Raw genomic sequence first — 12373 nt, forward strand, 5'->3', positions numbered from 1 at the left:
ATAGTCATTCGTAGTTGATACTGAATCGCATATTGCTGCGCTCGAACACCAGGGTGCTAAGCGACGTGTCGCGCGCAAGTTCTTCAAGTAGCGCGCGAAGAGGCGTGTGTACCGTAGGCAGGCCTGTAAATATCTTTCGCTCTTGGTGCATGGCCTTCACTTGTTTGTCGCCGTAAAACAGTGTCAGCAGCAGTTCTTCGTCCGAGCGAAAGGGGCCGTGAGCCTTGCGGAAGTCGTCCAGTATTAATGCATCGAAGTCCAGATTCTGTGGCGCGCTGGAACGATCCTGGCTATTAATGATTCGATCGAGCACGTTCGCGTCGATCGGACCGGGCGGCTTGCCATAGTGACCCAATGCATAGAGATACAGTTCGTTGGGAACCGTCTTGTAGCGCTCCCCCTGGATAATATTGAACGTGGCTTGTACCCCGACAAACTGCGAAAACGGGGTAACCATAATGGGGTAGCCCAGCTCCATGCGTATGCGCGATGCTTCCTCCAGCACCTCGTCCAGACGATGGATAAGCCCGAGTTCAGATAGCTGGTTCCTGAAATTCGAAATCATTCCACCGGGAATCTGGTGGCCGACAAACGCGTGGAAGCGGGCCGGATCGAACTGCACGGCCGGTTCAATGCGATGTTTTTCCTGATAGGCGACCCATTGAAAATAGTCGTCGGTGCGTCGAATCGCGTCTACATCAAGCGCTGTTTCTATGCCTAGCTCGTCGGCTATCGCCAGGATATCCAGCGTGCTGGGTAAAGACTCCCCGTTGGCAAGCGGGGTGGCTGCTGTCGTAACCGTGCTCACGCCAGCCAGCATGGCCTCGCGATACGACTCGTGGGCCAGGCCCATTGTGTGGTGTGCCAGGAATTCGATGGGGATCCGCCCCTGTGTTTCGGCTTTCAGCGCGGCGATCAAGGATCGCGTACGCTCGCCTGTCAGCAGGCCGCTGGCATCGCCCATCGTGATCGAGTCGACCCCTGCGGCAATAAGCTCGCGCGCTTTCAAGGCGAAGTGTTCGTCGGTGTGGACCGGACTAATGGAAAAAGCCAGGAAGCCAGAGGTTTTCAACCCCAGCTGCTTGCCGATCCGAAATGCCGCCTCGATGTTCTCGATGTCGTTAAGGCCATCGAATACCTTGATGGTCTGTGTGCCGGCTTTCTGCAGGCACTTGAATAACAGGGCTATGACTTCATCCGGGTAACGCTCCCAGCCGAATAAGTTCCGACTGCGAATCAGGATGTCGATCGGCGAGTCCGGCATGTAGTCGTTAAGCAAACGCACGCGCTCGAACGGGTCTTCTCGCAGGAATTTCACCGCTGTTTCAAAAGACGCGCCCGATGCGACGCAGACCTTGGCAAAACCAGACCGGTTCATCATCTGGGCCGCACAAAGCATGCTTTCTGTTTTCATTCGTGTGGCCCAAAGCGACTGCGGCCCATCACGAAACGTTTCGTCAACGAATCCCAGCATGGTTCACACCTTTAAAATGAGCGCATCGGCCTGGCCGTACCCGCCGCAAATTGCTGCTGCGCCATAGCCTCCGCCCAAGCGCTTCAGTTCGCGTATCAGTGCCATGACGACGCGAGCCCCGCTGGCTCCGGTAGGATGCCCAATGGCGACGGAGCCACCGTTGACGTTGGTGATGTCGCGTAGCCGCATGGCTTTGGGCATATCGTTGTCAGCCATACGCAGGGTCGAAACCAGCGGCATCGCGGCGAACGCTTCATTAATCTCGATGCGCTTCAGGTCCTCGAGCTTGAGGCCGGCTTTCCGCAGTGCTTCCATGATTGCCATCCCAGGCAGGAATACCGACGAGTCCAGCGCGCCGGACATCTGCGAATAGCTCACAATCTGGGCCATTACGTCGATATTGCGCCCGCGAGCCTCGTCGACAGACATAAGGGCGACCACTGCGGCGCCGTCGTTGAGCCCTGGCGCGTTGCCTGCGGTAACCGTGGGGCCGTCATAGACAGTTCGCAGCGAACTGAGCTTTTCTAACGTTGTGTTCCTTCTAGGCGATTCATCGATGTCCATGACGTCCTGGTCTTCGAAGGTGATCGGAGCGAGCTCATCGCGATAAACCCCCTTGTCATAGGCCTCGAAATATTTTTCATGGCTACGCTGAGCCCATTCATCTTGCTGCTGCCGGTTCACGCCAAACTTCAGTGCCTGTTGTCCTGTAACGGCTGCGATGGATTGGTGGGTGATCGGATTGCGAATCTGTATTGGATCTTCGACCAGAAAGTCGCCCAGACGCTTGCCGAACCGGGTACCGCGCATCAGAAAGGGTGTCTGGCTGCAACTTTCAACACCGCCCGCCAGTACGATGCCTGCATCGCCGGCCCGGATTTTTGACGCGCCAAGGCCTATGGCCGTCATGGCCGAACAGCACGCTCGGTCTATCGTCAGTGACGGCGTGGCGTCGGGCAAGCCGATTTTGAAATTGATTTGTCTGGCCGCCACCGACGTAGCCGCAGCCAGCATGGCAGAGCCGAAAATAGTTTCGCCGACCTCTTCTGGCGCGATACCTGAGCGGCCCAGAACCGCGGAGGCAGCCATGCTGCCCAGTTCCACGGCGGAATACTGCTTCAGTTTGCCGCCAAGTCTGCCAAAAGGCGTCCTGAGGGCTTCGACGATTGCGACGGTAGTCATCTTGTTCTCCGATTACAACGATGTATGAAAGGCGATAGCAGAAACGTCTGTATCAAGGGCGTCTGCAGGCGAGTAGGGACGCAATACGGCGCACAGTCCGCCATCGACGACAAGGTCGATGCCGGTGATGTAAGACGCGTCGCCCGATGCGAGGAATGCACAGGCGGCTGCGATTTCTTCGGAATCGGCATAGCGACCCAATGGGATCTGACGCGTCCAGGACGCTTCAGCATTGGACGAGCGCAGTTTTTGGTTCAGGGGAGTGCGGGTAAAGCCCGGCGAGACTGCGTTTACGCGTATGCTATCCGGCGCCAGTTCGTTGGCGAGCTGGCGCGTGATCGAGGCGACTCCCCCCTTGGCGGCAGCGTAGGCAACATTGATAGCGCCGCGAGATCCGGCAATGGATGCAATGTTGACAATGGAACCACCTCCCCCTTGCCGCAGCAGCCTGGCCCCTGCGCGAGCGGTGTAGAACATGGAAGACAGATCGGTATTCAGAACACGAAGCCATTCCTCGTCGCTGGTTTCTTCCATGCTGCCCCGGGCAATGATTCCTGCGCTATTGATGATTACGCATATGCCGTCGAGCTTGTTGGCGCATTGGGTAAATGCCCGATCCACCGCGCCCGAGTCCGTAACGTCGGCGACCGCCGCGACTGCGTACCCACCTTGCGCTTCAATGCACGCGATGGCCTGATCCAGAGTTTCGGCGCTGCGGTCCACAAGAGCCACTTGGGCGCCCTCTGCTGACAGTCGCAATGCTGTAGATAGTCCGATGCCGGACGCGCCGCCCGTAATAATGGCTGACTTGGCCGCAAAGCGATTCATGATTCACCTTTATGTTTTTTTCCTGGCCGGCCCCGTTTTCCGGTAGGCGGCTCGAGGCCTAGGAAGGTGCATAAGAACCGTGACACGTAACCCTGCATATCCTTATCATCCAGCCTGACCGGTCCGGGGTCGTTAATGGTCGCGTTCACAAGCAGGCCGTTAACGAACTGCATCGCTACCCTGATTTGCTTCTCGTCGCTTTTCACGCCTTGATCCGCAAGAGCCGGCAGCAGTGTTTCTACAAGCAATTCCGAGCCGTGGTAGCCCAGGCGCTTGAAAGGGGTCCAGACGCCGGGCACTGCAGAAGAGTGCTTGAAGGCCGCTCGATACAAGCCGCGATTATTGCGAAATATGGAAACCCAGAAGGTCGTAAGCGTATTGATGTACTGATAGGCATCGGCTTGCGTTTTTTGCAAACGCGCAAACATTTCATCGAGCTGAACTCCAAGCTCAGAGAGGATTTTTTCCTGGATGGCGTAAAAGAAAACCTCTTTGTTCTCGAACCGTCCGTAAAAGGCGCCCACCGAGGTGCCCGCACGGCTGGCCACTTCGCTAATTTTCAGTTCTTCCAGGGTCCCTTCTTCCAGCGATTCACGTCCCGCCTCCAAGAGTGCGAGCAGCGTTGCTTTGCTTCGGGCCTGTTGCGCAGGCCTGACCCCACTGGCAAAGGATCTAGTGCTATCGGCTTGGCGCGAGGCATCCATTTGGGTAGCCTCGTCAACGTTATTTTCCTTCACATTATTTCCATCTCAAGAGGTAGTTTTCGAGCATGCTCATCAGCTTGATTAGCATGACGCCAAGGAGGGCCAGGAAGAACAGCACACCAAATACGCCGTTGGTATCGAAGGTACCGGCCAGATAAGTGAGCAGTTGCCCCAGGCCATGCTGTGAAGCGATAATTTCGCCGCCGATTACCCCGAGCAAGGCGTAAATCATTCCCAGGCGAAGGCCCGCAAAGATGGTTGGCACGGCGCTCACGAGCGTAACCTTGAAGAATATTTTCGCCCGGCTGGCACCCAGCATCCGCGATAGAATCAGCCAGTCTGAATCAACACTGCGTGCCCCAGCTACCGTACTGTTCAAAACAATGAAGAACGTCAGCGAAAACCCCAGCGCGATCTTCGATGAAGACCCCAATCCAAACCACAATATGAATAAGGGGGCCAACGCAATCCTGGGGAGTGCGTTCAAGGCCGAAAACATGGGGTCGAAAAAGCGCTCTACGGGCGGGTATACAACAAAGAGAAGCCCAAAGACAATGCCGCCGATGCTGCCCAGTACGAATGCGGCGGCCGTCGCCCACAAAGTCCATCCAGCCTCTTTAAACAGTGATTGGTCTACGAACGTCGCGGTGTAAAGGTATTCAAATATTTTCGACGGCCGGCCTATAAACAGAGGGTCGATCCACTTGCGCTCTGAAACGAGCTCCCACACAAGAAACAACGCGACAAGGGCGATAATTTGCAGCGCGAAGATGACCAGGGTTTCGCGCCGTCTTGCGGTTTGTGCCGGCGAGGTCATACGGTGTCCTCCAATGTTTGCTCCAGCCAAGACCACAGCTGAGTGTATAAACTGTGGAACTCGGGGTCTTTCTGCAGTGCTCTGACGGAGCGAGGGCGTGGCAAAGGAATGGGGATGTCGGCCAGGATCCTGCCCGGACGCGGCGACATGACGATGACGCGGTCGGACAAGGTAACGGCTTCGTTCAGGTCGTGGGTGATGAAGACGACGGTGCGTTTCTCTGCCGCGTACAGATCCAGCAATACGTCCTCGAGCTGGAGTTTGGTCTGGGCATCCAAGGCACCGAATGGTTCGTCCATAAGAAGGACAGGCGAGGTCATCGAGAACGTGCGTGCCAGAGCAACCCGTTGCCGCATGCCATGCGACAACGCCTTCGGATAGTGGTTAGTGAAGTCCTTCAGTCCCACACGAGACAACAAATCCAGGGCACGGTTACGGTGATCACTGCCAGGCTTGCCCCGAAACTCTCCTGCGAGCATCACATTCGAAAGCGCAGTTCGCCAGGGGAAAAGGCAGTCGCGCGCCAGCATGTATGCAACGTCGTGCCTGCCCGGCTTGGGCGGCTCATTGTTTAGAACTATCTTTCCCTCATGCAAAGGCAAGAGGCCCGCAATAAGATTCAGCAGGGTCGTCTTGCCGCATCCGCTAGGACCCACGATTGAAACGAATTCTCCTTGCTTGATTTGCAGGCAGGCATCCGAAACCGCATGGATGTTTCCGAAGAATCGGTGATTTACGTGGTCGATATCTATCATGGGCGCGTTGACTGTTGCTTGCATCGCTTGCCTCACGAAGCGTTCTTGCTTTTGTAGATAAGATTTGTCTTGTCTACCGGCTTGGCAATCAGCTTGTTGCTCAGCAGGAACTGATTGAAGCCGTCGACGACCTGCGGATTCAGTGTGGTGTCGTATTGCCCGATCATGTCGTGCACCACCTGGTTAACAACCTTATCGCGATTGGGCACATCGCCCAACTTGAATCGTTCGGTAGCCAGTGTCTTTGCTTCTTCGAAATTCTTCGGGTCCTTGAGCCAGTCAAATGCTTCTTTTTGCGCCACCATGAACTTATCGATCACGGCGCCGTGCTTTTGTACATATTCGCGTCGTGCCTGCCAGACGACAAACCCCCCGTTCATAGCCTTGACTACGTCCGGCCCTTCGCCCTTGCGCATATCGACCGCGACCGAACACTGCTTTGTTGCATTGCATATTGCGGGGATCGGATCCCAGCTAAGGATGGCGTCCACCTGATTGGCAACCAATGAGGCGTAAGCGGATGAGGGCGCCCCAACACCGATGAAAGTGACGTTATCGAGGGGAACGCCTGCACCGCGCATCAGCGACTTGACATACATTTCGGTGCCCGAACCGCGCGCCGTGACGCCAATCCGTTTATTGGCCAGGTCTTTCATGTTTTCGGGGTAGCCCTTCGCGGCGTTGGGCCGTTCCACCTTCGCGCCGACCGAGAGGGAGTAGATATTATTCTTTACCAGTGGGCCGATCACCATCAGATCGTTCCCTTTTGCGACAGCCTGAAGCATGACGTCCATGGAGCTAACGATCAGATCTACGCTGCCGGCAGCTGCAGCTTGCTGGGCCAGTGGCCCATTTGCCAGCATGATGGGCTGACAATCCAGCCCTTGTTTCTTGCAGAAGCCTTTTTCTCGCATGACCCAGTTGGACAGGTGCAGGATGGAACCTGGGTATTCCTGGTACCGGACGACCTGAGTGTCGGCGTGGGCGGGGATGGTAATCAGTCCGCTGCAAAGAGCCAGCGGGGCTAGAAAGCTGTGGATGAGGCCAATCTTTTTCATGTCTCTCTCTCTTTGGAATGGGCCGTAGGCGCCGCCCTGGTGAATAAAGGGGTTGCTTTGTCTTTTGTCCTATTAATTAGAATTAGGATTCTTGTTCTGATAAAGAATACGGGGTCGGCCATGACGCGACTATCCAGACAAACCCTAGGGTTTGGATAGTTTTTTTGTTGCAACGGGAACGATGTGAGGAGGGTTGGCACTTCAGGAAAACAGGCCGACCAGCTTCGGTTAAATGCTTTTGCGGCCGGCAGTGCAATTGATCCGATTAGCGCTGACTTAGATGTGGCTCGGGATCAAACCGGAAAATGGAAAAGCCCGTCTAACGGATGGGGTGAATAGTGTCGGATATCGGATTTTCCCAAAGCTTACGACCTGAATAGGTGTTCGAGCTTCTTTGAGGTCCGCATGGATACTGGAGGCGCAACTTGACTTCCAACTATATTCGAAAAGCATTATAGATAAAGGGCTTAAAGACTGATGAAACAATCATGGCACAGCACTTGATACAGCACTAGGCAATATAACGCTGCACAATGGGGCTATTGGCTAGTTTCAAGGCCTGAGACTGCTTGTGTTTCAGTTACTCGTTTGATAACGTGGCCGCATCAACTTGGTTTAAATCACTTCCCGAGTGGCTGCCGCCAACCTGGCCATTGTCAGGACACGATAAAAATAGCGGCATAAATTTTACGGTGCGTCAGGGAGGGGGGCCGTTTCTCACACACGAGAGACGACTGTGCATGCCCAAACCCCACGTGCGGCCGCAATCACGACCGAAGCTATTGCACAGACAGCGATTGCGGCTAGTCGATGTCATAAGTCCGCGTCGGCTGGCACGCAGTGTCTGGGGACTCCTTATTGAGCAGATGACTGCGCTTTTGCGCGACAACGGCAGCATCAGAACGGTGCAATACCCATTCAACCTCGCGTGTCGGTCGGCGTGTCCCAGCTCTTTGGCTAGGTGCTCCATGTAATGTGCGAGTTCGTTGACTATACCCATCACGCTTCCAGATAGAATCCATGATGCACAAGTTATGCCATCTTTTATGACATAGTAAGAGTAACGCTCCGGAGAGGTCAGCTAGCCCTTGTGTTCACGGTGCGGACAGCAAATATGTTTACAGGATTACGGCCTTTCAAGGTGTGCCAGCATAATTTCGATAAAATAGTTTGTCAACAAGGACGGGGCCGTGTGTGCGGGCAGGGCCATTTGCATAGGGATGTTGATGGCTGGTGCGAGTTCTTTGATCCGAGGTTGGCCGGCAAAGATATGAGCCACGTAAGGGTTGACGATGGCGATGCCGTTTCCGGCCGCAACCAGTGCGCAAATGGTGAGCGACGAGTTTGTCTCGGTAACAAGGTCATCCGAGGCCTTGCAGTTGGCCAGGTGCGCCTTGATCCGCATGGTCATTTCTTCATTATCGCTTAAAGACAGCACTCGATCGCCTTTTAGCAATTTTAGATCGATGATGTTGGCGTCTTTCAAGGGATGATCGAGGGGCAGAACGCAGACGGCGCTGGACGTTTTAATGCCCCTAGGATGAAAGCCCTGATCCATCGTCCCGGTCGTCAGAGCCACGTCGCAGAGGTCCTGATGCAGATAATTAGTCGGACCTGAACAAATCAGTTTTTGAAATAGGCAAGGCAGTGACTACCGTGCTAGGCACTGTTGCTGACCACCCATGCCTAACAGCAGCACTCGCATCGGGGCGTAAAAAAGCCGCAGGCGGAGGTTGTGACTCGCGCCACACAGAGTGGCGTGCAGCGCATCGCCCAGTGCTTCTTTGAGCCAATTGCGGCCCAGCTTTCCTTCGGATTTCATGTGCCCGATGGTCGGCTCAATGGCACTGCGCGGTGTGGCCTTGGGCAGGAAAACAGCCGGTGAATCGGGTTGACGAACTGTTACCCTGGAACGTGACACTTTAAACGCCGACAAGAATCCGGTCGGTCGTCAACACGGCCCAGACCGGGTGCTTACGAGAGAATGGAGCCATGAACAAACAGAACAAATTTCCCCTGGAAGTGCGCGCACGTGTTGTGCGACTGGTTCAGGAGCATCGCGGTGAGTGCGCTGAGCCGTTGTTCAATTGCGCGAGCGCGTCTTCGACCGTGTTACAAGCATCCGATACTGCGTCGGCGACTCGATTTCGTTGCCGCCGAAGATGTGTTTCGAGAATGAGTTGTTCCTCGGATCCCAACGCGAGTTCGGCAAGCCGTTGGGTTTCATACAAACAGGGGATTGTGCTGAGCTGAGGCGTAAATCCGTACGGGTCGTGACCGTATACCCCTTTTACGGTGCTTTGAATGGGGATTAGAATATTCGAAAGTCGTTTCAAGCAGTGGTTCAGAATGTCCGCAGCGTGTTCCGAATCCGGGTTGTCCGTGCGATAGCGGACTCGCCAGTCTTGAGCGCATACGTCCAGTCGTGCCGCCAGTTGTTCCAGGCGCCACGACTGTTTTGCGACCACACCAAGTTCCAGGTACGCAACTGCCGGATTACTGTCCAGTTCCTCCAACCGTGCCGCGAACTGACGCGCTACCGCAGTAAACTCGAATGGCAGAATCGGGGCGGTGCAAAGTTCCCATAGCCATGCCGCATACACCCGCAAGTGTGGCTGCATCCATTGGAAATCGACCTTGTCGATAGTGCACTCCATCGAATGATGCCACCAGCCGAGGTTTGCGTCCGCCGTGTTGTGCAGATCGGTTTCCGTGAAGGCACCCATGCCATAGAGCATCGGCACGCCGAGGCCGAAGAACGAGGCGTCGCCTCCCTTTTTCTGTGGCTTCCAGTCGCGGGGAACCGTCAGATAGCGCTGTTCGATCTGTTGGTGAAAGCGGCGCATTTCAATATTGGAAGTTGTTCGCCATCGTGTCGTGCCGGTGCATGCGGGTTGATCGATAAGCAGGTAGGCGATGGCATGGCTGCGTAGGCGATCCCAATTCTGATCCGCGTACCAAGTCGACCCAATCATCGTGCCGGTCTCATGTCCGGTCCAAAACCCGAACACGATGCCGCGCTTGAGATGGTGGCGCTGTACATTGAAAACTCGCGCGAGCTCGACCATGCAGGCATTGCCGGCCGCATTGTCGGTGGCGGCGGGGCCGTACCAGGAATCCTGGTGGCCGCCAACGATCACAAAATCTTCGCGCCCCGGCGCCTGAATTTCGCCTATAGTGATTTGTACCGGCCGCCAACCATTGTCGACGTTAGTTTCGATTGTCACTTGTACCGGGCCCTGCTCGCAAAGGGCCTTGAGCTTCAGACCGGAACTGCGCGACACGCCGACCGAAGGCATACGCGGCATCTCATCGCGCAGCGTTTCGGGTGTCGGATTACCCCATGCCGGTTTGATCGAGCCGAATGGCAACGTTGTGTCGTCGGGGTTTCCCCAGTTCATCATGACGGCGCCGCAGGCACCCTGCAGCGCGGCAATACGCTGCTTCTCCATCCGTGCTGGCGAATACGATATTTCACATAGAATGATTTTGCCCGTGACATCTTTATCCCGGTAATTGTCGATGCTTCCGGATCCAACGTAGATCAGTTCACCCGAAATGCCTCCGGGTGGTGTCACCAGGCTGTGGCCTGACGTGTAGGCTTCGATCGACATTGCGAGGGGTGCAAGCACCTGCAGCTTGCCCGGCTGCGGGAAGCTGACTAGCCCCTGCAATTCGTGAACTTCCGCCGGTACACCGACCGCGCGCAATGCCTCGGCGTTATCTTCGGCCATGCGCCGTCCGTTATCGGATCCCGCTAATCGCGACGGGATGTTCTCGCAGATGTACGTGACGCGGGCGCGAACGTTTTCGGCGGATACGGAATCGACGACTAAATGCTCTGACATGGCTTGCTGCCTTCTAGACGATAGATGGTGGATAGCGCCGATGATAATCGGTTGCTGCTTCAAACGCGGCCGCGATACGTAGCAGCAGCAATTCCTGTTGGGCGTTGGCGACGATCTGTAGTCCTACCGGCATATCCAACGCAAACCCGCAGGGTACGGATACCGAAGGAACGCCGATAAAGCTGAAAGGCAGATTGAACTGGCGTCCGCGAGCCCAAACTTCCGGCCCGGCGCTTTGGAGCGGCGTGACATTGGGTAACACCGGGGCGAGTAATGCATCGACCGTCTCAAATATCTTCTTCACCGCCATTGATTGTGCCGGACGCTCTTGGAGAATACGTTGATATGTATCCGGAAGTACCTGCGCTCCGCGCTGAAGGTCCGAATGAACCGCGGGGCCGAACAGTGATTTATCCGCGTTTCTATATTGGGCTCCGAGAACCTCGTTAAACTCGTACAACAGCACGTTGCTGAACAGCGACGAGTATTCTAGGCCGCCGGTAAGCTCGGGTATCCTGACTGTTACGATCTCAGCACCCAATTGCGTGAGTACGTCAACCGCATTGCGTAGAACCTGTTCGATCTCTGGGTCTATATCGCTGAAGGTGTAGTTTTCGATAATGCCGAGTTTGAGTCCCGCCACACCGCGGTCGAGTTGCGACGTAAAATCTTCAGCGCAATTATCATCATCTCCGGTCAGCGCATTCATCATCAGTGCGGCATCGCGTACGCATCTGGTCATAGGTCCGCCCGCTCCCAGCGTACGGGTGCGTGGCCAGACCCCAGAAAGATCAACTTTGCCGAAAGTGGGGCGTAGTCCAAAGATACCGCAGCGGCTGGCTGGCTGACGAATCGATCCGCCGGCGTCTGTCCCGATGCCAGTGAGTGTCATTCCCGCGGCCACCGCGACGCCTGTGCCACTCGACGATCCGCCGGGCGCCCGTGACAGATCCCACGGGTTGTGCACGTTACCGTAGAACACATTCACCCCGGAGGATCCAGACGAGAATTCACTCATGTTTAGCTTGCCCAGCATGACCATGCCGGCGTCAGTGAGACGGCGCACAATCGCTGCGTCACGGTCGGGCACGCGGTGGCGGAGGAATTCGGAACCGACCGTCGTCGGAATTCCGCGCGTATCAATGTTGTCCTTGTAAGCTATCGGAATGCCGTGAAGAGGCCCGCGGTCTTTCCCCGCCCGAAGTTCCGCGTCGAGGCGGCGGGCCATTTCCAGCGCCTGACAGTCAGTGACAGTGATGAACGCGTTCAACTGTGGCTGAAGTTTCTGAATGCGTTCGAGATAACTCTGGGTTAGTCCCTCGATAGTGAGCGATCCGTCGCGGAATCGTCTTCCAGCCTCATCGATGGTTTCCGGCAACGTTGCAGCTATGTCCATAATCGTCTAAATGAACGCCTCTCTGTTTGCAAGGGTTATCGTTTGTTCCGACAGACACCGATGTGGGTTGCAGCTCTATATCTGGCCTTATTGCAGCCTGATACGCTACAGGCCCCCATGAAATCCCCTGACTCGCTGCCTCATTCTCCTGGCGAGCCCAGGGTTCTAGGCATCATTCAGGCTTGGCAAGCCCCGATCCAACCTGTGTTGTCATCACTCATGATTGCCCACGCAACCTTTCGACGATCATCCTGTATAAACGTTAATCTTCATACATCACGGCCCACCGATCAGGCTGGTCGGACGTTGAC

At 55.7% G+C, this 12373-nt stretch carries 10 protein-coding genes and 1 pseudogene; all 11 read right to left on the reverse strand.

Going from position 1 to position 12373, the window contains the following annotated elements:
- Window positions 1-4: 4 nt before the first annotated feature.
- The gene (locus tag EDC26_RS15330; RefSeq protein WP_132584210.1) at window positions 5-1474 is read right to left on the reverse strand and encodes a hypothetical protein; all 1470 of its coding nucleotides are present in this window, start codon (window positions 1472-1474) and stop codon (window positions 5-7) included.
- 3 nt (window positions 1475-1477) lie between these two features.
- The gene (locus EDC26_RS15335) at window positions 1478-2656 is read right to left on the reverse strand and encodes a thiolase family protein (RefSeq protein WP_132584212.1); all 1179 of its coding nucleotides are present in this window, start codon (window positions 2654-2656) and stop codon (window positions 1478-1480) included.
- A 12-nt stretch (window positions 2657-2668) separates the two neighbouring features.
- A complete protein-coding gene (locus EDC26_RS15340) occupies window positions 2669-3484 on the reverse strand; it encodes an SDR family NAD(P)-dependent oxidoreductase (protein ID WP_132584214.1) in 816 nt (271 codons plus the stop codon).
- A complete protein-coding gene (locus EDC26_RS15345) occupies window positions 3481-4221 on the reverse strand; it encodes a TetR/AcrR family transcriptional regulator (protein ID WP_132584216.1) in 741 nt (246 codons plus the stop codon). The genes EDC26_RS15340 and EDC26_RS15345 overlap by 4 nt, the downstream gene beginning before the upstream one ends.
- Before the next feature lies 1 nt (window position 4222).
- On the reverse strand, window positions 4223-5005 hold the full coding sequence (locus EDC26_RS15350; RefSeq protein ID WP_132584218.1) for an ABC transporter permease: 783 nt from the start codon (window positions 5003-5005) through the stop codon (window positions 4223-4225).
- On the reverse strand, window positions 5002-5784 hold the full coding sequence (locus EDC26_RS15355) for an ABC transporter ATP-binding protein (protein ID WP_132584220.1): 783 nt from the start codon (window positions 5782-5784) through the stop codon (window positions 5002-5004). The genes EDC26_RS15350 and EDC26_RS15355 overlap by 4 nt, the downstream gene beginning before the upstream one ends.
- Window positions 5785-5792: 8 nt before the next feature.
- Window positions 5793-6818 carry an ABC transporter substrate-binding protein gene (locus tag EDC26_RS15360; RefSeq protein ID WP_132584222.1) on the reverse strand — a complete coding sequence of 342 codons (1026 nt, stop codon included), beginning with the start codon at window positions 6816-6818 and terminating at the stop codon, window positions 5793-5795.
- A 1126-nt stretch (window positions 6819-7944) separates the two neighbouring features.
- Window positions 7945-8466 carry a LysR substrate-binding domain-containing protein gene (locus EDC26_RS15370; protein ID WP_341802619.1) on the reverse strand — a complete coding sequence of 174 codons (522 nt, stop codon included), beginning with the start codon at window positions 8464-8466 and terminating at the stop codon, window positions 7945-7947.
- A gap of 3 nt (window positions 8467-8469) precedes the next feature.
- Window positions 8470-8670 (reverse strand): annotated as a pseudogene (locus EDC26_RS15375) (IS5/IS1182 family transposase); the annotation flags it as partial.
- A gap of 196 nt (window positions 8671-8866) precedes the next feature.
- The gene (locus EDC26_RS15380; protein ID WP_165931049.1) at window positions 8867-10552 is read right to left on the reverse strand and encodes a M28 family peptidase; all 1686 of its coding nucleotides are present in this window, start codon (window positions 10550-10552) and stop codon (window positions 8867-8869) included.
- A 127-nt stretch (window positions 10553-10679) separates the two neighbouring features.
- Window positions 10680-12062, reverse strand: coding sequence for an amidase (locus tag EDC26_RS15385; protein ID WP_132584230.1), 1383 nt, complete (start codon window positions 12060-12062; stop codon window positions 10680-10682).
- Between the last annotated feature and the right edge of the window lie 311 nt (window positions 12063-12373).

The sequence above is a fragment of the Paralcaligenes ureilyticus genome (assembly GCF_004346225.1).
GTDB lineage: Bacteria > Pseudomonadota > Gammaproteobacteria > Burkholderiales > Burkholderiaceae_B > Paralcaligenes > Paralcaligenes ureilyticus.